This is a genomic window from Hydrogenophaga sp., assembly GCF_026125825.1.
Taxonomy (GTDB): domain Bacteria; phylum Pseudomonadota; class Gammaproteobacteria; order Burkholderiales; family Burkholderiaceae_C; genus Hydrogenophaga.
Genome location: NZ_JAHCKK010000011.1, coordinates 1 through 21,279 on the forward strand (window position 1 = coordinate 1; position 21,279 = coordinate 21,279).

The window sequence follows — 21,279 nt, forward strand, 5'->3', positions numbered from 1 at the left end:
CACCTTGACGTTGTAATCCACCACGCGCTTGACGGGGACAATGACTTTCATCGGCTTCTTCTCCGGTCGTGATCGCGCACAGGCCTCAGCGCGTGGCGAAGTAGAGGGCCGCCAGTCCCACCGCAACCGCCACAGCCCAAATCCAGGTGCGGCTGGCCCGTGGTGCCGATGCGGCGGCTGGAGCGGCCTCGGCCACTTCGGCCGCGGCTGGGGCGGGTGTTTCCACGGCGGCCTCAAAGGCCTTGAAGAAGTCTTCGGCCATTTTGGCGGCGGTGGCGTCCACCAGGCGCGAGCCCACCTGCGCGATCTTGCCGCCGACCTTGGCGTTGGCGGTGTAGCTCAATCGTGTCTGCGTTGCGCCTTCGGCGACCAGGGTCACTGCGGCGGTGCCCTTGCCGAAGCCGGCCATGCCGCCTTGGCCTTCGAAGCTCAGCGTGTAGCTGTTGGGCGGGTTCAATTCGCTCAGGCGAACAAGGCCTTTGAATTTGGCATTGACCGGGCCGATCTTGAGCGTCAGCGCGGCGGTGAAGGTGTCGTCGGCCGTGCGTTCGAGCGACTCGCAGCCGGGGATGCATTGTTTGAGCACCGCAGGGTCGTTCAAAGCGTCCCAGGTGCTTTGCAACGATGCCTGGATGGTGCGTTCTCCATTGAGATCCATGTGTGTTCCGATGTGAAAGTGTGTCGAAGGGGGCGGGGGCCGCCAGCCCGTGGCGTGCGGCTCAGCCCACCACCACGTTGCGATGGATCAGGTCCGCGATGGCCGTGTCGTCGTAGCCCAGTTCTCGCAGCACGTCCTGGCTGTGCTCGCCCAGGGTGGGTGCCAGGCTGCGCACGCTGGCAGGCGTGGCGGAGAACTTGGTCGTGGGCCGGACCGTGACGATCTGGCCTTCGGTGGCATGCTCCGTGGGCTGGAAGAGGCCGATGGCGCGAAGCTGCGGGTGCTGTGGCAGTTCGTCGAGTGTATAGATGCGGGTGGCCGGGATGTCCAGCCGCGCGCACACCTCGAGCCAGTAGGCGGTGGTGTTGTGTTGGGTGAAGGTCGACAGCTCGTCGTACATGCCCAGGGTGCCGTTGCTCTTGGCGCCGTACTTGTCGGCCAGTTCGGGCACACCGAGTTCCTCGAACAAGGCGCGGCGGTGCGCCACGGTGTAGGCCAGGATGGCGATGTGGCCGTCGGATGTGGCCACGGGCGTGCGCGAGCCCTTGCCCAGCAGGCGCGCATACCCTGCGGGGCCGGCCGGCGGGTCGAACGCGAGGCCACCCAGGTGTTCGGCGAGCATGAAGGACACCAGGGTCTCGAACATGGGCACTTCGACGTATTGGCCTTGGCCCGTGCGCGCCTGGCAGTAGAGCGCGGCCATCACGGCATTGGCCAGGGCAAGCCCTGCGGTCTTGTCGGCGATCAGCGTGCGCACATAGGTTGGCGTCTCGCCCTCGCCCGCGGTGAGCCCCACGAGGCCGCAGGCGGCCTGGATGGTGTCGTCGAAGGCGGGCTTGTCGCGGTCGGGTCCGTCCTGGTCGAAGCCCGTGGCCACGCAATACACGAGACGCGGGTTGATCTTCGAGAGCGCCTCGTAGCCCAGGCCCAGGCGATCGATTGCCTTGACGCGCATGTTGTGAACCACGACGTCGACGTCCTTGGCCAATCGGCGCACCACGTCGGCACCTTCGGGCGTCTTGAGGTCGACGACCAGCGATCGCTTGTTGCGGTTGATGTTCAGGAAGATCGAGCTCATTCCGCCGTTGCGCGTGCCGTTGCCGCGCATCACGTCGCCCTCGCGCGATTCGATCTTGATCACGTCCGCACCGAAGTCGCCGAGCACTTGCGTGGCGATGGGGCCGAGAACGACGGCGGAGAGGTCCAGGACGCGCACGCCCTTCAGTGGTCCGGACGCGGTGGGTTGGGCAGGGGTCTTGACCATTCAATCCACCTTGATGTTGCCGCGCCGGGCGGCTTCGGTGTACTTCGCGAGGTCGCGCTGCACCAGCGCCGCCGTCTGCTGGGGCGTGATGCCGGAGGGGCGGATGCCCATCTTTTCCATCTTCTGCTGGATCTCCTCGCTGGCCACGATCTCGGCGATCTCGCGCTGCAGGCGCTCCACGATGGGCCTGGGCGTGCCCTTGCGGGCGAACAGACCGACGAACACGTCCACGTCGAAGCCGGGCAGGCCGGATTCGGCGAGCGTGGGCACATCGGGCAGGTTCTTCGAGCGTTGCGCCGAGGTGATGGCAATGGGGCGGATGCGCTTGGATTCGATCAGCGGGAGCGAAGGCGCGATGTCCGCGATCAGGAGGTCAATCTCGCCGCCGAGGATCGCGGTGACGGCGGGCGCGGTGCCGCGGTAGGCGACATACGTGGTGGAGATGCCGGCTTGCTGGTTGAGCAGCTCGCCGGTGAGCTGGAACAGCACGCCCGCGCCGCCCGCGTTCAGCCCGCCGGGCGTGGCTTTGGCCTTGGCGATCAGTTCGCGCGTGTTCTGCACCGGCAGGTCCAGCTTGGTGCTGAAGACGATGGGATAGGTGCCGATCACCGTGATCGGGTCGAAGTCCTTGACCGGGTGGTAGGGCAGGTCGGATTGGACGGCGGGATTGATCGTCATCGCACCGCTGGCGCCGATGAGCAGCGTGTAGCCATCGGCCGGGGCGTTCTTGACCGCCATGTTCGCAATCGTTCCGCTGGCACCGGCCTTGTTGTCCACCGTGACGGGCTGACCCAGGCGCTGAGCCAGGGGAATGGAGATCATCCGCGCCAGGATGTCGGTGCCTCCCCCGGGAGCGAAACCGACCACCAGCTTGATGGGCATCTTGGGGTAATCGGCTTGGGCGTGCGCGGGTGCCATGGCGGCAAACAGGGCCACGCTGGCCAGCAGGGTCTTGCAGAAGTGTTTCATGGGAAGAGGCGGTAGGACGGGAAGTGGGAGAGGGTCATTTCGACGGCGCGACGCGCACATCCGGGTGCACGACGTCGCCGTGGTCCACGATCAGCACGTCGTCCAGCCAAAGGCTGCACTGGCGCATGGGGAGGTCCATGTGGCAGGCGGTGTCGTTGGTGCCCCCGAGTTCGAGGTTGGGGCCGGTGGAGAACAGCACGTTGCCGTAGAAGGACAACGCGTTCATCACGTGCTCGTCGGGCAAGTGGCGCGTGGTGGAGAACTGGTACCAGCGGGCCCGTTCGTTCAGACCCCATCCGATGTGGGAAATGGCGTAGGCGCGCGGATCGTCGAAGCTCTCCATGTAGCTGCGGATCAGCTGCGCATCCAGGCCGTCGCCCGCGATGTCGACGATCATGCCCTTCTCAACGGTGAGCGTGACCTTCGATTGGACGTATTGCTTGAACGCGCACAGGATGTCGCCGGGTTGCAGCACCACGGTGCCGTCGATCTCGCCGTCGTTGCCCTGGGTGAACGAGAAGCCCGAGGGCAGGTGATCCCAGCGACCGGGCTCATCGGTGTAGCCGTATTCCGACATCACGGGGTACTGGCCGAGCTTGTAGCGGATGTCCGTGCCGGCGTCGGAGGTGAAGCGCAGTTCCCTGGCCTGCTCCAGCATTTCTTTGGCGCGCTCGACGCGGCGGCGCAAGTCGGCCGTGGGAAACATGGCCTTGATGACGTGCAGCGGCTCCATCACGCGCAGGATGCGCACACCGGCCGCCTGGATCTCGTTCTGCTCCTTGGAGAAGAGCAGCCCCAGCATGTCGATCACCATGTCGGCGGACTTGAGCGTTCGCATCGCGAGCTCGTTGCCCACAATCGGGTGGCGGCCTTGAACGCCCACGGCGTTGGCCTGGTCGCGCGCCACGTTGAGATTGAAGGTGGTGGCGCCCAGTCGCTTGGCGGCGACCATGAAAGCATGGGCGCACTCGGCGCGTTCGTCGCCTGCGCTGAGCACCACCATGGTCTGGCCTGGGCCCACCTTGCACAGCTTGAGCTCTTCGATGAGCACGTCGAGCATGTCGGCATCGATCTTCATGTTCGGTTTCCTTGGGGATTCAGTCGGAGAGGGGCGATCCGCTCAGCGCGCGGGCGAGCATGTCGCCAAAGGCGGCGAAATCGTCGACCTGGAGCTGGTGACCGGCCGAGGGCAGGCGGCCGATCTGAAGCCTTGGCAAGCGCGTTCGCAGCAGCTGCAGGTCTTCGTCGGACACCACGTTGCCCTTGCCGGCGCAGATCAGGTGGGTGGGGATGGTCATGCACGCCAGGTCGGCCAGCATGTCCTGCTGGTGGAAGTCGTCGTAAGTGACGTAGACCGCGCGCTCGTCGCAGGTGGCCAGCCATTGCGCGCGCAGGACCAGCAGTTTTTCGGGCCAGGCGGCCTGGCCCGGCTGGCGCAGGAGCGCCTCGGCTTCGCCCCGGTGCGCGGCGCGCACCATGGCCAGTGTTCGCTCGATGGGGATGGGATAGGGGCGGCGGCCCGGACCGCTGGTGGGCGGATCGAGCAGCACCACGCCCTGGGCGCAGTGGCCTGGCTTGCGCAAGGCCCGCAGGGCGATGCGCGCGCCCATGGAGTGACCGATCAGGGTGTGGGGCCCAAGTCCGAGGGCCTTCACGAATTCGAGCACGTCTTGCGCGCAGGCATCCACGCCGTAGTCCAGGTGCGGCCCCGCCTCGGACAGGCCACGGCCGCGCACGTCGAGGATGTAGCAGTCGTGCGTCTGGCCAAGCCATTGACCCACGTGGTCCCACAAGGCCGCGGGGCTGACGATGCCAGGCACGATGACGGCGACGGGCCCCGACCCGCCATAGCGCAGGTAGTGCTGGCGAATGCCGTTGGCGCGAACGTGCTTGCCGTAGAGAAGACCGCTCACGCCGTGCCCTTCTGGGCGCGCGCCTGGCGCAGCGCGGCGGACAGGCGGTTGAGCGACATGGGCAGGCGCGTGATCGAGACCGACAGGCCCGAAAGCGCGTTGCTCACGGCGTTGGTCAACGCGCCGCCGGTGCCGATGATGCCGCCTTCACCCGCACCCTTGACGCCCAGCGGGTTCGATGGCGATGGACTGAGTTCGAGCGTGAGCGCATCGACGTGCTCGAAGTCCGTGCTGACGGGCAGCAGGTAGTCCGCGAAGGTGCCGGTGGTGAGCTGGCCATCCTCGTCGTAGATGAACTCATCAAGGAAGGTGCCACCCAGGCCCTGCACGGCCGCGCCGACCGTCTGGCCGTGCACGATCATCGGATTGATCATGCGGCCCACATCTTCGACGCAGAGGAATTTCTCCACCTTGACCTGGGCGGTCTGCGGGTCCACGCTCACGTGGGCGAGCTGCAGGCCGAAGGTGAACGTCAGCCGGTCGTTCTCGAACGAGGTCTCCACACTCACGGGGCCGCGGTCTTCGGGCCCGCAGGCCGGCAGATCGGCGGCCAGTTCGGCCAGCGTGACCAGCGTGCTGCCGTCGGCTTCGCGCACGACATGGCCGTCGCGCCAGGCCAGGCCCTGGGTGTCGGGCAGGCCTTTGAGCTTCGCCGCACGCGCCATCAGCGTCTGCACCAGGGCCTGGCCGGCCTTGTGCACGGCGCTGCCCCCCATCACCGCCGAGCGGCTGTGGTACGCGCCGTAGCCTTGCTTCAGGTAGGTGGTGCTGCCGTGGTGGACGCGGATGTCCTCGAACGGCACGCCCATGGCGTCGGCCAGGACCTGTGCCATGGACGTCTCGTGGCCTTGCCCCGCGCTCGATGAGCCAACGAAGAGGTCCAGCGTGCCATCCTGGCGCAGTTCGATGCGTGCGTGTTCGCCCGGGCCGCCGCCGGTGGATTCGGTGAAACAGGCCAGGCCCACGCCATGCAGCCGGCCGTCGATGAGTTGGCCGTTGCGCTTGGCGAGTTCTTCATAGCCAAAGTGCGCCAGGCCCCGCTCGAACACGGTGGGGTAGTCGCCGCTGTCGTAGATCGTCGGGCCCTGGCCTGGCACCAGCGCGCCGGCGTCGTACGGCATCTGATCGGCCTTGATCAGGTTCCTGCGGCGCATGGCGACCGGGTCGATGCCCATTTCGCCGGCCGCGATGTCGATCAGCCTTTCGCGGAAGAAGCACGACTCATACCGCCCCGGACCGCGGTAGGTTCCGGCCGGGGTCTTGTTGGTGATGATGGCGCAGACGTCGAATTCCAGGTTGGGTATGGCGTACGCGCCCTGCAGGAACTGCGTGCCCTTGCCGGCCATCACGCCCGAGTTGGTCCGCACATAGGCACCTATGTCGCCCATCACCTTGCCGCGCATGGCCTGGATGAGGCCCTCGCGATCCACGGCGATCTCCAGTTCGCAGTGCATCTCCCGCGAGTGGTTCATGGCCATGAGGTTTTCGCGGCGGTCTTCGATCCATTTCACCGGACGGCCGACGAGCTGGGCAGCGAAGGGCACCAGAAAGTCTTCGGGATAGAAGTCACCGCGAACGCCAAAACTGCCGCCCACGTCGACCTCGATCATGTCCACGGCGCTGTTGGGCAGGCGCAGCATGTCGGCCAGGATGCCGCGGTTGGCGAACGGCACTTTGCCGGCACCCCAGACCGTCATGTGCCCGGCCTGTGCGTCCCATTCGGCCACCAGGCCGCGCGTCTCCAGCGGCACGGCGCTGTGGCGGTGCACGTAGAAGCTTTCCTTTCGGGTGTAGTGGGCGTTGCGAAAGGCCGCGTCGGCGTCGCCGCGGCCCACGCGGTAGGCGCTGGCCACGTTGCTGCCTTGCTCCGCATGCACCAGCACCTCGTTCCTGGCGGCTTCGTGCGCGTCGACCACGGCTTGCAGGCCGTCGTAGTCGACGTAGACCAGCTCGGCCGCGTCCTCTGCGATGTAGCGGTTCTCCGCGATGACCATCGCCACGGGTTCACCGACATAGCGCACCACCTGATCGGCCAGGGGCATCTGGAGAAAGTTCTCCATGCCCGGCAGCGGGCAGGTGCGTTGCGGGATGGTCTTGGCCAGGGCCGCGATATCGGCGAAGGTGATGACCTTCACCACCCCTGGGAGCTCCAGGGCCGCGCTCGCGTCGATGCCGAGCACCCGGGCATGGGCCATCGGGCTTCGCACCATCACGGCGTGCAGCATGCCGGGGCGCTTGACGTCGTCGACGTAGCAGCCCCGCCCGGTCAGAAGGCGCGTGTCTTCATTGCGTTCGACCGGCCGGCCGATCATGTCCTTGGTCACGCTGCGCCTCCGTCCTGGCGGGCCTGGCGCGCCTGCGCGGTGCCCAAGATGGCGTCGACGATGGGGATGTAGCCCGTGCAGCGGCAGATGTTGCCGGAGATGGCTTCGCAAGCCTGCTCGCGCGTCGGGCATGGCTGGCGCTGCAGAAAGGCGTGCGCCGTGGTCAGCATGCCGGCGGTGCAGAAGCCGCATTGCAGCGCATGGTGTTGGCGAAAACTCGCTTGAAGGTCGGTCAGCCCGTCGGGTTGGGACAGGCCTTCGACCGTGGTCACCTCGCAGCCCTCGGCTTGCACCGCGAGCATCAGACAGCTGCGCATGGGGTCCTGGTTGACCAGGATGGTGCAGGCACCGCAGACCCCGTGCTCGCAGCCCAGGTGGGTACCGGTGAGGTTGAGTTCTTCGCGCAGAAAATCGGCCAGCGTGAGGCGGGCTTCGACCTGGGCGTCTACCGCACGGCCATTGACGCTCAACTGGATTCGAACCGATTCGGTCATGTGTAGCTACTCCGTTTCTGCTCTTAGGACGACAGCGCCTTGCGGAGCACGCGGCTCGTGAGGGCGTGCACGAGTTCCTTGCGGTACTCGGCCGATGCGTGGTGGTCGCTCATGGGTTGCACCGCGTCGCGAGCGGCGTCGGCCACGGCGCCGATGGCCGTGTCGTTCACGACGCGGCCCACCAGCAGACCCGGGGCGGCATCGACCACCACCGGGCAGGCCGTGGCGGCAAACACGACGCAGCGCGCCTGGGTGCAACGCCCGCCAGCGTCCACGTCGAGCGTGCAGATCACCCCCGTCATGGCGAAATCGCCCATGCGGCGGGAAACCTCTTCAAACCCCCAGCGGCGTGTGGACGGCCAGGCCGGGAACTCGATGGCCACGATCAGCTCGCCCGCTTGCAGGTCGGTGGCGTACACGTCTTGCGTGAAGTCGACCGCCTTGATGCGGCGCCGTCCCTGGCTGCTGGCGACCACGATGGTCGCCTCCAGTGCGATGCACACCGCTTGCCACTCCGCCGCAGGATCCGCGTGCGCCAGACTGCCGCCGATGGTGCCGCGGTTGCGGATCTGCGGGTGCGCGACGAATCGCATGACCGCCGGAATCAGGGGCATGCGGCGCTGGAGCAGTTCGCTGCGCTCGAACGTGGCGTGGGTGGTCAGTGCGCCGGCCTCGATGCCGCCATCGGGCAGCTCGCGGATGCCGCGGAGTGCCTCCAGCCGGCGCAGATCGACGAGCACTTCCGGCGCGGCCAGCCGCATGTTCATGGCCGGCATCAGGCTCTGGCCGCCAGCGATCACCTTTGCGCCGTCCCCCAATTCGGCCATGCGGCTCAATGCCTCGTCCAGTGTCAAGGGGGCTTCGTATTGGAATCTTGGGGGTTTCATGAATCTCTCAGACGGGGTGGTGCGCCAACCGGGGTCTAGATGGGCACGTTGACGGCGTCGTAGGTGAACAGCCATTCATAGCGCTCGCGGATGCGCGCCGGGTCCCATTCGACGGATGTGTAGTTGTCCGCCTGCACGGGGTCCGCCAGTTGTGCATTGTGGAAACGCTGCAGGTTGGCGGAGGACTGGTCGACGATGCGCGTGGTGCGCTCGACGCGGGCCTTATCGTAGCGTTGCAGCGCAGCGACCGGATAAGCGGCGCCTGCTTCAAGCGCTCGGGCCAGGACCATGCCGTCTTCGATCGCCATGTTGGCGCCCTGCGCCAGGTAGGGCAACGTCGAGTGGCAGGCGTCGCCCATCAGGGTGACGCGGCCGTAGCTCCATTGCTGCATGGTCGGGTGCAGGAACAGCGCCCACTTGAAGTGGTGCTCGATGTTCTCCACCATCAACTGCACATCGGGATGCCAACCGATGTAGTCCGCCTTGCACTCCTCGAGCGTGCCGGCCTCGGTCCAGGACTCGACCTGCCAGTCGTCGCGCTCGACGTGCCCGACGAAGTTCAACAGCTTGCCGCCGCGCACCGGGTAGGTGATGGTGTGGCCATGCGGGCCGATCCAATTGGTGCCCACCGGGCGGCGCAGGTGTTCGGGCAGACGCTCCATGGGGATGAGACCGCGCCAGGCCATGCCGCCGGTGAACTTGGGCTTGTGTTCGCCCACCAGCTGACGGCGCACGCGCGAGTGCAGACCGTCGGCGCCGACCAGCACGTCGGCGCGGTGCGTGCGGCCATCGTTGAGCTGCAGCTCGACCTCGTCTCCGATCTCGCGAAAGCCCACGCCTTGCGCATTCACGTGCAGGGCGTCGGGCTTGAGAGCGCGCACCGCATCCACCAGCATCTGGTGAAGGTCGGCGCGGTGCATCATGTAGTAAGGCGCACCATAGCGCGCCACCGACTCCGCGCCCAGGTTGAGCAGGGGAATGGTCTTGCCGGTGGACCAGATCCGAACTTCCTTGGAGGTGGATTCCACGCCCCATTTCGCCAGTTGCTCGCTCAGTCCGAGGGCCTGCAGGACGCGCACGCCATTGGGGCCGAGCTGCACACCCGCGCCAATCTCTTTGAGTTCCTGTGCCTGCTCGAAGACGGCAACGTCCATGCCTCGCTGCAGCATGGCCAGGGCGGCTGTCAAGCCGCCGATGCCGCCACCTGAAATCGCTACTTTCAAACTTCTGCTCAAGATCCAACTCCTTGCGACGCGGGGGTGCCGGCAGCGCTCTGGCGAAGCAACTCAAGCGCTTCGCTCACAGGCATGACGTCGGCGTACTTGCTGTTCATGTCAAACAGGTTGACGGCGTGGGAGGTCTGCGAGCGGTCAAACACCGCCTCCAGCGGCACCACCACACGAAAACCCATGGAGGTGGCGTCCACCACCGTGGCGCGCACGCACCCGCTGGTGGTGGTCCCGGCCACGAACACGGTCGACACACCGTTGTCCACCAGGTAGCTCACCAGCGGCGTGCCGAAGAAGGCGCTGGGGTGGGCCTTGGGCAGCAGGATGTCGCCCTCCATCGGCGCAATCTCCGCCACGAATTCGTAACCTCGTGGCGGGATTGTCATGACGGCAGGCGCCTTGTCCGCCCAGCGCCCGCCGTCGTAGGCCTTTTTGGGCGCGACGTGAGGGTACATGACCGGCATGCCGGCCTGGCGGAAGGCCTTGATCAGGGTCTGGATGTGCGGTACCGCGTTCCACCCGTGCTCGCCGCAGCTGGTGGGGTATTCCTTGATGGCTTCCGCAATGGGCATGGACTTGCTGCTGACGGAGCGGTACTGCATGTCGATGACCAGCAAGGCGGCCTTGCCCGGCTTGTTCGACTGGCTGCCGAATCCGATGGTGCTGTAGAGCGCCAGTTCTTCTGCGGGGATGACGTGGTGCCACGGTGGAAGCGTTGCCTCGGCGTGCGCTGCTTTGGGTTGGGTCATGGCATGCTAGATTGGTTTTCCATTGGAAAGAATATAGTTCTATCAAACAGAACGCGCAACCAAAAAATCACAAATAATGTTGCTTTAAAGAAACAAAGATTGACTTTGAAGTTCTGTTTGTTAGCATCAAGTTCTGTTCAACGAAATCCGAACAAGATTGACGAGGTCCTCGGGCCTTGTGGCTTGTGCGTCCTGCAATGCCTGAATTCAGTTTTGAGCCCGTGGAGTTGCCGCCGACGGCGCCCGCTTTGAGAGAGCGTGTCCGCCAGTTCCTGGCGCTGGAGCGCTCGCGCAACACTTTCGATCCGGTTCGCAACAGCTGGACGTCGTTCAACGCGGAGTTCAGCCGCCGCTGCGGCGAAGAAGGGCTCATCGGCCTGGTGTTTCCACGCGAGTACGGAGGCCAGGGCATGTCCAACCTTGAGCGCTACGTGGTGATGGAGGAGCTCATCGCGGGTGGCGCGCCGGTCGGCGCTCACTGGATTGCGGACCGCCAGAGCGGCATGCAAATCCTGCGCCATGGGACCGAGCACGCGCGCCAGCTGATCATTCCGCGCATCGTCACCGGTCAGTGCTACTTCGCCATTGGCATGAGCGAGCCGGATTCGGGCTCCGATCTGGCCGCGGTGCGAACCCGCGCTGTGCGGGTGGATGGCGGGTGGCGCATCACCGGCACCAAGGTCTGGACCAGCAATGCCCACCGCGCGCACTACCTGATCGCCCTGGTGCGCACCGCGCCCAAGACCGAAGCGCGCCACGAAGGGATGACTCAGTTCATCGTGGACATGTCGCAACCGGGTGTGACCACGCGACCCATCTACAACCTCTACGGCGGCCACGATTTCAACGAAGTCGTGTTCGACGACCACTTCGTGTCGGACGAGATGGTGCTGGGCCAGCCCGGTGACGGCTGGAGCCTGGTCACCGGCGAGCTGGCCTACGAGCGCTCCGCGCCCGACCGGTTCATGAGCGTTTACGCGGTTCTGCTCGAGACCATGCGCAAGCTCGGCCCCCAGCCAGACGCGCACGCCGCCAGCGAGATGGGGCGCTTCGTCGCGCACCTGGCGGCGCTGCGTTTCATGTCCAACTCCATCGCTGGCAAGTTGCAGCGCGGTGAGCAGCCCATCGTGGAGGCCGCGCTGGTCAAGGACATCGGCACGACCTTCGAGCGCGAGATCCCGGAGGTGGCGCGCAGGCTCGTTCCGTCGGCGCCCACGATGGGCAAGGGCAACGGCTTCGATGACATGTTGGGCGGCGCCATCCTGCGCGCACCTGCCGCGACGATCCGCGGTGGCACACGAGAAATTCTGCGCGGAATGATCGCCCGCGGACTGGGTCTGCGATGAACGAGTTGCGTCAAGAGCTGGGCAAGAGCCTGGCACGTCTGAGCGAGGAAGCCTGCACCAGCGAGGTGCTGGAAGCGGCCGAACAAGGGGTCTGGCCGCAGGCGGTGTGGAGCGGCCTGGACGAAATCGGCCTGGTGCTGGCCGCGCTGCCCGAAGACGCGGGTGGCGTGGGGCTGGAGCTGGCTGACCTGCTCTATATCGTGGCCCGCAGTGCCTACCATGCGATGCCTGTACCGCTGGTGGAGACCTATCTCGCCGGCCGTCTGCTCATGCGCGCTGGCATCGACGTGCCCGAGGGCGCGCTGACCGTGGCGCCGGTGTTCGATGAGCGTCTGGCCATCCGCGGCGAGGCGGGCGCCTGGTCGCTCGAAGGCACGGCGCACCGGGTACCGTGGGGCGCTGCCTGCGCTCACGCTGTGGTGGTGGCCGAACAGGCGGGCACCGAATACGTGGCGCTGGTGCGGCTCACGCCCGCGATGGCGGTGGCGCAGACGAAGAATCTCGCGGGAGAGCCGCGTGCGGACCTGGCCTTGCAAGGCGCCACGGTCGTCCAGGCGCAAGCGCTCCCGCGCGCGTCAGAGCAGCTGGAGCAGGACGGCGCGCTGTTTCGCGCGGTCCAGATGACAGGCGCCATGGAACGGGCCTTGGAGCTGTCGCTCCAGTACGCCAACGAGCGCGTGCAGTTCGGCCGTCCCATCGGCAAATTCCAGGCCGTGCAGCAGATGCTCGCCGTGATGGCGGGCCATGTGGCCGCGGCCAAGGCCGCAGCGGATTTCGCCGTGCACGGTTGCGCCCGCGAACTGAGCCTTTTTCCCGTTGCCATCGCGAAAGCGCGCGTTGGCGAGGCCGCCGGCCTGAGCGCCGAGATCGCCCACCAGGTGCATGGCGCCATGGGCATCACACGCGAGCACCGCCTTCACTTCTCGACCCGCCGGCTGTGGGCCTGGCGCGATGAGTTCGGGGCGGAGGTGGCGTGGCAGCGACGCCTCGGAATGCTGATGGCCCAGCAGGGGCCTGAGGCGCTCTGGCCCATGCTGACGGCGTTCGGCGAGTGACGATTTCTTTCCTGCTTTCCATCAACCACTTGAGGACTTTCCCATGAAGAATTGGTTCGCGCTCGCCGTTGCGTCGGTGATGCTGATGTCTGCGACTTGCGCCAGCGCCCAGGCGGAAGACTATCCGGGCGGCAAGCCGGTGCGCATCGTCGTGCCGTCGGCGCCCGGCAGCGGTGGCGACAGCGCTGCTCGCTTCTTTGGCGAGCAGCTGGGCAAGCAACTGGGTGGCAGCTTCGTGATTGACAACCGCACGGGCGCCGGTGGCGTCATCGCGGCGAACGCGGTGAAGGCCGCCCCAGCCGACGGCTACACGATCTTCATCGGCAGCAACACGCCCCTGGTGGTGACGCCGCTGGTGATGAAGAACCTGCGCTACGACCCGATCAAGGACTTCACGCCCCTGTCGGGCACGACGCGCGGCGTGACCATGATCTCGGTGCAGCCCAACTCGTCGATCAAGTCGCTGCAGGAGCTGGTGGCCAAAGCCAAGAACGCCAGTGAGCCATTGAACGCGGGCGCATTCACAGCCGGCTACCAGCTCGCGCTGGAGTGGTTTGCCAACATGGCCGGCATCAAGGTCAATGTGATCCCCTACAAGGACTCGGCCATGATGTATGCCGACGTCGCCGGAGGGCGCATCGACTTCGTCATCTCGGATGTGGTCGGCGGTTCTGCGGCCATCCGCGGCAATTTGATCCGCCCGCTGGCGATGTCGGCCGAAAAGCGCCATCCCGACTATCCCAATGTGCCCACCGCGCGCGAGTCCGGCTTCCCGGACTTCGTGAACTACGTGTGGTCTTCGTTTGTGGTGCGCGCCGAAACGCCTGCACCCATCCGCAAGAAGCTGGCCGACGCGCTGGCCCGCATCATGGACACCGATCTGGCCCGGCAGTACGCCAAGCAGAACAACACCGAGCTGCTCGACCTGGGGCCGGAGGACATGCGCAAGTTCCAGCTCGAAGAATACGAGCGCTTCAAGAAGGTGGCCCACGCCGCGGGCATCACGCCGCAGTAAGCGCCTTCGCCGCCGCCCACCTTTCCCGCACAGGACACGCCGCATGACCACGACGCTTGTCGGCGCACGCGCACCCGATCGCGAGCGCGACCTCGATGTGCAGGGTGTGCGGCTGCACGTGTGCGAGTGGGGCGAACCGCAGGCGCCGCCTGTGTTGCTGGCGCACGGCGTGGGCGACTGCGCCCGCACGTTCGATCTGCTTGCGCCCTCGCTGGCCGACGCCGGCTGGCGCGCCGTGGCGTGGGATCAGCGCGGACACGGTGATTCGGATCACACCGACCTCTACAGCTGGCAGGCCGACGTGCGCGACCTGCTGGCCGTGGCCGCCAGCTGCGGCTCGCGCCCGATGCCCGCCATCGGGCACAGCAAAGGCGGGTCCTTGTTGGCGTGGGCGGTCCAGGCCTTGCCCTGGCGGTTTTCCCAACTCGTGTTGCTCGACGGTCTTTCGTTCAACTCCCCCACGCTGTCGTCGCAGGACCTCTGGCAGGGCATGCTCAGCGGCGCGGGCCTGCAGAAGTGGATCGGCCGGCATGTCGATCGCCAGCACCGCTGCTGGCCCACGCGCGAGGCGCTGGTGGAGCAGCGTGCAAAGGCCAATCCCCGGTTGCCGGTTGCCTGGGTCCGCCATGTGGTGGACCACGGCAGCTGCCACGGTGCCGATGGGTGGCGGTGGAAGCACGACCCGCGCGCGGTCGCACCGCTGATCGGACCGCACCCTTCTCAATGGATGTTGCGCCGCCTGGCGGGCATGTCCCCCGGCCTGCTCGCCATCGTGGGTGGGGTTCGGGAGAGCGTCAGCTGGAAGGTGGCGCTGTGCGAGATCGAACCTTTTCTTCCGCCGGGGGCCGAGGTGGAGAGCTGGCCCGAGGTGGGCCATTTCGTGCACATCGAGGCGCCGGAAAGAACCGCGCATCGCATCCTTGCCTTTCTGAAACGCCCATGATCGAGTGGCTTGCTTGCGGCCGCCTTCGGCTCGCCCTGCACACCCTGCGCCCTGCCGCCGACACTGACGCGGCCGGGCCCCTGCTGCTGCTGCACGGGCTGGGCGAATGCGCCCCGCCGCAGGTGCCGGCGGCGTGCCGCACCTGGCCGGGGGCGGTGCTGGCGCTGGACTTCATGGGCCACGGCCAGTCGTCCATTCCGGTGGGGGGTGGCTACACCTGCGAGGCCCTGATGGTCGATGTGGTCACCGCCGTCCGGGCGATCGGGCCTTGCACCTTGCTGGGCCGCGGGCTGGGCGCGTATGTGGCGCTGATGGCCAGCGCCGCGTGTGCCGATCTGGTGCGCGGCACGGTGCTGTGCGATGGACCGGGGTTGAGCGGCGGCGGCGACGGCAGCCAGTGTCCCTGGCTTCCGGTGGTGACGCAGCTGAGCGTGACCACCCCCGATCACCACGCGCTGGCCGACCTGGCCACCGACGTGCGCCAGCCCGGCGCGGCCGCGCGCTGGGCTTGCCTGCTGCGCGAGGCCTCCGAGTTGCAGAACCCGTTGCACTTCTGCCTGAGCGAGCGCCCGGTGTGGGCGCTCGTGGCGGCCGATGCACTGGGACAAACATTCACCCCGCTCGCACCGGCCCTGGCGGAGTGCGCTTTGTCGCACGCCCGGGCCTGAAGCGCGCAGACCGATTCCCTCCATGCCATCTCCGCCATCCGCCCCATCGTCTTCCCCCGCCGACGCAGCTGCAGCCGGCTCCGCCCGCACGCCCATCACCGATGCGCGCCAGGCGGCGCTGCAGCCGATCCTGGATCTGGCGCGGCCCGCCGCGGCGCTCCTACCCGTTGACAGCGCCCCTGACGCCTTCTCGCGCGAACTGCAGCGCCAGGCCGCGCCATGATGTGGACACAGACCACGCTCGAAGAGGCGTGCTCGGCGCTGGCGGCGGGCCGCGTCAGCTCGGTCGAGTTGCTCGATGAGTTGTTGGCCCGGGCGCGCCACATCGACCCGCTGATCCACGCCATCGCCGAGTGGGATGAGGATGCCGCCCGCGCCCAGGCCGTGGCGCGCGACCAGGAGCGGCAGCGCGGCCAGGCGCGCGGCGCCTTGCATGGCGTGCCCCTGGCCCACAAGGACCTGTTCTTGCGCCCCGGGCGCGCGCCGCAGTGCGGGTCGAACGTGCGCGTGCCCGTCGCCTCTGCGCTGGCCGGCGTGCTCCAGCGGCTGCAAGCGGCCGGCGCCGTCGATCTGGGCAGCGTGCAGCTGTCCGAGTTCGCCTACAACCCGACCGGCCACAACTGGGCACGTGGCCATGTGCGCAACCCCTGGAACCCCGAATTCGTGCCCGGCGGCTCTTCCAGCGGCTCAGCGGCTTCGGTGGCTGCGTGCATCAACTTCGCCTCGATCGGCTCCGACACCGCGGCCTCGATCCGGGTGCCCGCCGCGTGCTGCGGCGTCACCGGTCTCAAGCCCACCCACGGTCGGGTGGATGCCTCCGGTTGCGTGCCCTTGTCGTACTCGCTCGATACCTTGGGCCCCATCGCCCGCAGCGCGCGCGACTGCGCCCTGATGCTCGACGCGATCGCCGGCACCCGCACCTTCGCCACGGCCGATCAACTGCCCCGGCGCTTGCGCGTCGGTGTGTCCACCCGCTACTTTGTCGACGGCATCGATGCCGAGGTGGAGCGTGGACTGGACGATGCGCTGTCCGCCCTGCGCGGACTGGGCGCCGAGATCGCCTCGGTGGCCCCCAGCGGCCTGGCCCAAGCCAATGCCAACGCGAGTGTGATCATCATGTCCGAGGCCACATCGGCCCATCGGGCGTGGATGGAGCCACAGGCCAGCCTCTACGCGCCTTCGGTGCTTGAGCGGCTGGAGCAGGGGGCATGCTTCAGCGCGGCGGACTACGTGGGCGCGCAACGCTACCGCGCGCCCGCACTGGCCCAGTTCTGCGCGGAGGTGTTCGAGCACGCCGATGTGCTTGTGGCCCCTGTGATCGCGGTGCCTGTGCCGCGCCTGGACGATGTGTCGGCGGAGAACGACCCGGCCATGAACCGCATCGCCCGCGACATGACGCGCCTCACGCGTCCCATCAACTACCTTGGCTTGCCGGCCCTGTCCTTGCCGGTGGGCCGGGACAGCCGGGGCCTTCCTCTGGCTGTGCAATTGATCGGCCGCCCTTGCAGCGAAGCCTTGTTGATCCAGGTCGGCGCAGCGCTCCAGCGCGCCACCGACTGGCATCTCATGCGCCCCACTCTTAACCCCAATGGCGCCAGACCCGGCGCAGGAGCCCCCAGCGAATGAATCCCGTCAGCTACGAAGCAGTCCGGCAGATCGCCGTGTTGCGATTGAACCATCCGCCCGTCAACGCCCTGTCTTACGAACTGCGCCGCGAGCTGGCCGCGGCGCTTGATCGCGCCCTGACCGATGTGGCCATCAAGGGCATCGTCATCACAGGGACCGACAAGGCCTTCTGCGCCGGTGCCGACATTCCCGAACTGGGCACGCCCAGGGCGGCGCAAGACCCGAACATCTTCACCTTGATCCGCGAGATCGAGGGCAGCCGAAAACCGGTGGTGGCCGCCATTGCCGGCATCTGCATGGGCGGCGGCCTGGAAATCGCGCTGGCCTGCCACTACCGCGTGGCGCTCACCGACGCGCAGATCTCCTTCCCGGAGATCAAGCTCGGCTTGATGCCCGGCGCCGGCGGCACGCAACGCCTGCCGCGCCTCAGTGGCCTTCAGTGGGCACTCAACCTGATGCTCACAGGAAACCCGGTGCGCGCCGAACGGCTGATGGACACCGACCTGTTCGATCGCGTCGTCACGCGCGACCTGATCGCCCAGGCCTGCGACGTGGCCATGGGCATCGTCGACGCCGATGTGCCGCCGCGCCGCACCCGCGATCTTCGGGTCGATGAGCCCTATGCACAGGCCTTGCTGCAAATGGCGCGCAACACCGTTCGCCCCCGGCTCAAGGGCGGCGATACCGCCGCCATGAGGGTGATCGACGCGCTGGCCGCTTCGGTGGACAAGCCGTTTGAAGATGGCCTTCGCCTGGAGCGCGAGGCCTTTGCCACGCTGGAGCAGGCGCCGTACTCGCGCGCCATGCGGCACATCTTCCGCGCCGAGCGGTCGGCCTCGAAAGTCGATGGCGTGCCGGCCGATACGGCCACGCGCGACATCCAGCGCGTGGCCGTCATCGGAGCGGGCACCATGGGCGCGGGCATTGCCATGGCCTTTCTCAATGCAGGCATCCCGGTGACGCTGCTCGATCGCAGCGAGCAGGACGTGCAACGCGGCCTGGACAGCGTGCGCCGCAACTACGAAGCCACGGTGCGGCGCGGCCGCCTCACCGAAGAGGTGCTCAGGCAGCGCATGGCTCAGCTCAAGGGGGTGACCGAGTACGGCGACATCGCCGATGCCGACCTCGCGATCGAGGCCGTGTTCGAGAACATGGAGGTCAAGGAAGACGTCTTCAGGAAGCTCGATGCCGTCATGAAGCCTGGAGCCATTCTGGCGTCCAACACCTCCCGTCTGGACGTCAACCGCATCGCGGCCTTCACAAACCGTCCTGCCGATGTGCTGGGCATGCACTTTTTCAGTCCGGCCCATGTGATGAAGCTGCTGGAAGTGGTGCGGGGTGAGAAGACCGCGCCCGACGTGTTGCACACGGTGATGCAGCTGGCCCGTCGAACGGGCAAGGTGGCCATCGTCTCCGGTGTCTGCGACGGTTTCATCGGCAACCGCATGATCACCTTCTACCTCGAGCAGAGCATGGTCCTGCTGGAGGAGGGCGCCTCGCCCCAGCAGATCGATCGAGCGCTTGAGAACTGGGGCATGGCCATGGGACCGTTCCGCATGAGCGATCTCGCCGGCCTGGACATTGGCTACACCATCCGCCAGCGCCAGTACGCCCAGGACGCGGGCGCGCGCCGCAGCCCGCTCGCCGACAAGGTCTTCGAGGCCGGTCGCCTGGGGCAGAAGAACGGCCTGGGCTGGTACAAGTACGTGCCCGGCCAGCGCAACGCCCAGCACGACCCCGAGGTCGATGCCCTGATCGCCGCGCATTTCGCCGCGACGGGCCGCACACCGCGCAGCTTCTGCGACGAGGAGATCGTCGAACGCTGCATCTACGCGCTGGTCAACGAAGGTGCCTACATCTTGCAGGAGGGCATTGCCGCGCGCGCATCCGACATCGATCTGGTCTATGTGCACGGCTATGGCTTTCCACGCTGGCGCGGCGGCCCGATGATGGCCGCCCAGACCGTGGGCCTGGCCAGCGTGGTGCGCGCCATCGAGCGCATCCGCAGCGATGGCGACGCGTGCTTCAAGGCACCGGCTCCCTTGTTGGTGCAGCTGGCCGCACAGAACAAAGGCTTCGAGTGACGCGCCCAGAGCGCGCCACAGCCTACCCATTGACGCAAACGCGAAGGAATGACGATGAATGAAGCGGTGATTGTTTCCACGGCACGCACCGGGCTGGCGAAGTCCTGGAAGGGGGCGTTCAACATGACCCACGGAGCCACACTCGGCGGCCATGTGGTGCAGGCGGCGGTGCAGCGTGCGGGCGTCGACCCGGCCGAAGTCGAGGACGTGGTCTTCGGCTGTTCGCTGGGCGAAGGCACCACCGGCAGCAATGTCGCGCGCCAGATCGTGCTGCGCGCCGGCCTGCCGGTGACGGCGGCGGGCACCACCTTGACGCGCTTCTGTGCCTCCGGCCTGGAGGCCGTGGCCCATGCCGCCAAGCGCGTGATCGTCGATCGTGTGCCCGTGATGGTGGCCGGTGGCATCGAGTCCATCTCCTGCGTTCAGAACGAACTCAACCAGCACATGCGGCTGGACCCCTGGCTGCTCCAGCACCGGCCCGACACCTACATGAACATGCTGCAGACGGCGGAGAACGTGGCCACGCGCTACCGCATCGGCCGCGACCTGCAGGACGCGTATGGCGCGCGCAGCCAGCAGCGTGCCGCCGCCGCGCAGGTCGCCGGCCTGTTCAGCGACGAAATCGTCCCGATGACGGTGACCATGGGCGTGGAGAACAAGGCCACGGGCTACATCGAACGGCGCGAGTTGACCATCGACCGCGATGAGGGCATCCGTGGCGACACGACGGTCGAAGGCATCGCCAAGTTGCGTTCCGTGCTGCCCAATGGCGTCATCACGGCCGGCAACGCGAGCCAGTTCTCCGACGGCGCCGCCGCCTGTGTGGTGATGGACGCCCGGCTCGCCGAGCAGCGCGGCATTCGCCCGCTGGGCATCTTCCGCGGCTACGCGGTGGCCGGTTGCGAGCCCGACGAGATGGGTATTGGCCCGGTGTTTGCCGTGCCCCGCCTGCTGGAGCGCGCCGGCGTGCGCCTGGAGGACGTGGGCCTGTGGGAGCTCAACGAAGCATTTGCAGTGCAGGTGATCTATTGCCGCGACAAGCTCGGCATTCCGGATGAGCGCCTCAATGTCAACGGTGGCGCGATTGCTGTCGGGCACCCCTATGGCGTGACGGGTGTGCGCCTGGTGGGCCATGCATTGATCGAAGGCCGCCGCCGTGGGGTCAAGTACGTCGTCGTGACGATGTGCGTGGGCGGGGGGCAAGGCGCTGCGGCCTTGTTCGAGGTGTGCTGAACATGACGACGTCCATCCAAGACCTGGGCATCGAACGCGAGGCAATGATCGGTGTGATCGAGCTGCGCCGACCGCCGCACAACTTTTTCGACCTCGACCTGATCACGCGGGTGGCCGATGCCTGCGAGGCCTTCGACGCAGACCCGCAGGTGCGCGCGATCGTGCTGCGCGCGCAAGGCAGATCCTTCAGCGCAGGGGCCGACCTGGCCAACAGGGACGCACCGGGCGCCGCTCCCGTGCATCCGCAGCGGCACACCTACCGCGAGGCGCTGCGCATCTTCAAGACCGGCAAACCCATCGTCGCTGCAGTCCATGGCGCGGCCATTGGCGGCGGGCTCGGCCTGGCCTTGGTGGCGGACTTCCGGGTGGCCTGCCCGCAGACGCGGATGAGCGCCAACTTCACGAAGCTGGGTTTTCACCCCGGTTTCGGTTTGACGGCCACCCTGCCTTGGTTGATCGGGCGGCAGAACGCGGCGCTGATGTTCTACACCGGCCGCACCGTCGACGGGCCCACCGCGCTGTCCATGGGGTTGGTGGACCAGATCGTGCCCGAGGCCGAGGTGCACGCCGCGGCGATGGCGCTTGCGCAGGAACTCGCCAGTGTGGGTCCGCTGGCGCTGCGCGCCACACGCGCAACGCACCGGCGCGACCTGATCCCGCAGATCGAACACGCGCTCGAACGCGAAATGACGGAGCAGGCGTGGCTGGGCAAGACGCAGGACTTCCAGGAAGGCCTGGCGGCGGTGCGCGAGCGTCGCGACCCGCGTTTCCACGGGAACTGATCCGAAGGCTGACGCCGCGCGCCCAGCCACCCTAGAATGG

At 67.2% G+C, this 21,279-nt stretch carries 20 protein-coding genes; 10 read left to right on the forward strand and 10 right to left on the reverse strand.

The genetic code is table 11. The features are described from left to right. Positions 1–85: 85 nt before the first annotated feature. The 10 genes from KIT86_RS06360 to KIT86_RS06405 form a co-directional block, all read right to left on the reverse strand. The gene (locus KIT86_RS06360) at positions 86–658 is read right to left on the reverse strand and encodes a CoxG family protein (RefSeq protein ID WP_297396223.1); all 573 of its coding nucleotides are present in this window, start codon (positions 656–658) and stop codon (positions 86–88) included. A gap of 61 nt (positions 659–719) precedes the next feature. After that, entirely contained in the window at positions 720–1,922 is a 1,203-nt protein-coding gene (locus KIT86_RS06365; RefSeq protein WP_297396226.1) for a CoA transferase, read from the reverse strand. Further along, positions 1,923–2,891, reverse strand: coding sequence for a tripartite tricarboxylate transporter substrate binding protein (locus tag KIT86_RS06370; RefSeq protein ID WP_297396229.1), 969 nt, complete (start codon positions 2,889–2,891; stop codon positions 1,923–1,925). Between the two features lie 34 nt (positions 2,892–2,925). Further along, positions 2,926–3,969 (reverse strand): 2,5-dihydroxypyridine 5,6-dioxygenase, encoded by a 1,044-nt coding sequence (locus KIT86_RS06375; protein WP_297396232.1) that lies wholly within the window; start codon positions 3,967–3,969, stop codon positions 2,926–2,928. Between the two features lie 19 nt (positions 3,970–3,988). Then, positions 3,989–4,804 (reverse strand): alpha/beta hydrolase, encoded by an 816-nt coding sequence (locus KIT86_RS06380; protein WP_297396234.1) that lies wholly within the window; start codon positions 4,802–4,804, stop codon positions 3,989–3,991. Next, positions 4,801–7,128: a xanthine dehydrogenase family protein molybdopterin-binding subunit gene (locus KIT86_RS06385; protein ID WP_297396237.1), complete on the reverse strand. Its 2,328-nt coding sequence runs from the start codon at positions 7,126–7,128 to the stop codon at positions 4,801–4,803. Before KIT86_RS06385 ends, KIT86_RS06380 begins: the two co-directional genes overlap by 4 nt. Beyond that, positions 7,125–7,622: a (2Fe-2S)-binding protein gene (locus KIT86_RS06390; RefSeq protein ID WP_297396240.1), complete on the reverse strand. Its 498-nt coding sequence runs from the start codon at positions 7,620–7,622 to the stop codon at positions 7,125–7,127. Before KIT86_RS06390 ends, KIT86_RS06385 begins: the two co-directional genes overlap by 4 nt. A 23-nt stretch (positions 7,623–7,645) precedes the next feature. Beyond that, positions 7,646–8,509 (reverse strand): xanthine dehydrogenase family protein subunit M, encoded by an 864-nt coding sequence (locus tag KIT86_RS06395; RefSeq protein ID WP_297396242.1) that lies wholly within the window; start codon positions 8,507–8,509, stop codon positions 7,646–7,648. 35 nt (positions 8,510–8,544) lie between these two features. Then, on the reverse strand, positions 8,545–9,744 hold the full coding sequence (locus KIT86_RS06400; RefSeq protein WP_297396244.1) for an FAD-dependent monooxygenase: 1,200 nt from the start codon (positions 9,742–9,744) through the stop codon (positions 8,545–8,547). Then, positions 9,741–10,487: an isochorismatase family protein gene (locus KIT86_RS06405; protein ID WP_297396247.1), complete on the reverse strand. Its 747-nt coding sequence runs from the start codon at positions 10,485–10,487 to the stop codon at positions 9,741–9,743. Before KIT86_RS06405 ends, KIT86_RS06400 begins: the two co-directional genes overlap by 4 nt. A gap of 248 nt (positions 10,488–10,735) precedes the next feature. Here KIT86_RS06405 and KIT86_RS06410 point away from each other — a divergent pair, with 248 nt between their 5' ends. Genes KIT86_RS06410 through KIT86_RS06455 form a run of 10 tightly spaced genes read left to right on the forward strand, consistent with a single transcriptional unit; the run spans position 10,736 to position 21,239 of the window. After that, complete coding sequence (locus tag KIT86_RS06410; RefSeq protein ID WP_367185425.1) at positions 10,736–11,833, forward strand: acyl-CoA dehydrogenase family protein; 1,098 nt, start codon at positions 10,736–10,738, stop codon at positions 11,831–11,833. Next, a complete protein-coding gene (locus KIT86_RS06415; RefSeq protein WP_297396252.1) occupies positions 11,830–12,888 on the forward strand; it encodes an acyl-CoA dehydrogenase family protein in 1,059 nt (352 codons plus the stop codon). Before KIT86_RS06410 ends, KIT86_RS06415 begins: the two co-directional genes overlap by 4 nt. A gap of 43 nt (positions 12,889–12,931) precedes the next feature. Then, a complete protein-coding gene (locus KIT86_RS06420) occupies positions 12,932–13,903 on the forward strand; it encodes a tripartite tricarboxylate transporter substrate binding protein (protein ID WP_297396255.1) in 972 nt (323 codons plus the stop codon). A gap of 43 nt (positions 13,904–13,946) precedes the next feature. Beyond that, positions 13,947–14,846 carry an alpha/beta hydrolase gene (locus tag KIT86_RS06425; RefSeq protein ID WP_297396257.1) on the forward strand — a complete coding sequence of 300 codons (900 nt, stop codon included), beginning with the start codon at positions 13,947–13,949 and terminating at the stop codon, positions 14,844–14,846. Then, positions 14,843–15,514, forward strand: coding sequence for an alpha/beta fold hydrolase (locus KIT86_RS06430; RefSeq protein ID WP_297396259.1), 672 nt, complete (start codon positions 14,843–14,845; stop codon positions 15,512–15,514). Before KIT86_RS06425 ends, KIT86_RS06430 begins: the two co-directional genes overlap by 4 nt. Positions 15,515–15,536: 22 nt before the next feature. After that, entirely contained in the window at positions 15,537–15,737 is a 201-nt protein-coding gene (locus KIT86_RS06435) for a hypothetical protein (protein WP_297396261.1), read from the forward strand. Beyond that, positions 15,734–17,140, forward strand: coding sequence for an amidase (locus KIT86_RS06440; protein ID WP_297396264.1), 1,407 nt, complete (start codon positions 15,734–15,736; stop codon positions 17,138–17,140). Before KIT86_RS06435 ends, KIT86_RS06440 begins: the two co-directional genes overlap by 4 nt. Further along, entirely contained in the window at positions 17,137–19,224 is a 2,088-nt protein-coding gene (locus tag KIT86_RS06445) for a 3-hydroxyacyl-CoA dehydrogenase NAD-binding domain-containing protein (protein WP_297396266.1), read from the forward strand. Before KIT86_RS06440 ends, KIT86_RS06445 begins: the two co-directional genes overlap by 4 nt. A 54-nt stretch (positions 19,225–19,278) precedes the next feature. Next, on the forward strand, positions 19,279–20,457 hold the full coding sequence (locus KIT86_RS06450; RefSeq protein WP_297396269.1) for an acetyl-CoA C-acyltransferase: 1,179 nt from the start codon (positions 19,279–19,281) through the stop codon (positions 20,455–20,457). 2 nt (positions 20,458–20,459) lie between these two features. After that, positions 20,460–21,239: an enoyl-CoA hydratase/isomerase family protein gene (locus KIT86_RS06455; protein WP_297396272.1), complete on the forward strand. Its 780-nt coding sequence runs from the start codon at positions 20,460–20,462 to the stop codon at positions 21,237–21,239. The last annotated feature ends 40 nt before the right edge of the window (positions 21,240–21,279 follow it).

Excerpts from the sequence above, each read along its gene's own strand:
- KIT86_RS06360 (WP_297396223.1), bottom strand. The coding sequence starts at position 658 with ATGGATCTCAATGGAGAACGCACCATCCAGGCATCGTTGCAAAGCACC.
- KIT86_RS06365 (WP_297396226.1), bottom strand. The coding sequence starts at position 1,922 with ATGGTCAAGACCCCTGCCCAACCCACCGCGTCCGGACCACTGAAGGGC.
- KIT86_RS06370 (WP_297396229.1), bottom strand. The coding sequence starts at position 2,891 with ATGAAACACTTCTGCAAGACCCTGCTGGCCAGCGTGGCCCTGTTTGCC.
- KIT86_RS06375 (WP_297396232.1), bottom strand. The coding sequence starts at position 3,969 with ATGAAGATCGATGCCGACATGCTCGACGTGCTCATCGAAGAGCTCAAG.
- KIT86_RS06390 (WP_297396240.1), bottom strand. The coding sequence starts at position 7,622 with ATGACCGAATCGGTTCGAATCCAGTTGAGCGTCAATGGCCGTGCGGTA.
- KIT86_RS06395 (WP_297396242.1), bottom strand. The coding sequence starts at position 8,509 with ATGAAACCCCCAAGATTCCAATACGAAGCCCCCTTGACACTGGACGAG.
- KIT86_RS06405 (WP_297396247.1), bottom strand. The coding sequence starts at position 10,487 with ATGACCCAACCCAAAGCAGCGCACGCCGAGGCAACGCTTCCACCGTGG.
- KIT86_RS06415 (WP_297396252.1), top strand. The coding sequence starts at position 11,830 with ATGAACGAGTTGCGTCAAGAGCTGGGCAAGAGCCTGGCACGTCTGAGC.
- KIT86_RS06420 (WP_297396255.1), top strand. The coding sequence starts at position 12,932 with ATGAAGAATTGGTTCGCGCTCGCCGTTGCGTCGGTGATGCTGATGTCT.
- KIT86_RS06425 (WP_297396257.1), top strand. The coding sequence starts at position 13,947 with ATGACCACGACGCTTGTCGGCGCACGCGCACCCGATCGCGAGCGCGAC.
- KIT86_RS06430 (WP_297396259.1), top strand. The coding sequence starts at position 14,843 with ATGATCGAGTGGCTTGCTTGCGGCCGCCTTCGGCTCGCCCTGCACACC.
- KIT86_RS06435 (WP_297396261.1), top strand. The coding sequence starts at position 15,537 with ATGCCATCTCCGCCATCCGCCCCATCGTCTTCCCCCGCCGACGCAGCT.
- KIT86_RS06440 (WP_297396264.1), top strand. The coding sequence starts at position 15,734 with ATGATGTGGACACAGACCACGCTCGAAGAGGCGTGCTCGGCGCTGGCG.
- KIT86_RS06445 (WP_297396266.1), top strand. The coding sequence starts at position 17,137 with ATGAATCCCGTCAGCTACGAAGCAGTCCGGCAGATCGCCGTGTTGCGA.
- KIT86_RS06450 (WP_297396269.1), top strand. The coding sequence starts at position 19,279 with ATGAATGAAGCGGTGATTGTTTCCACGGCACGCACCGGGCTGGCGAAG.
- KIT86_RS06455 (WP_297396272.1), top strand. The coding sequence starts at position 20,460 with ATGACGACGTCCATCCAAGACCTGGGCATCGAACGCGAGGCAATGATC.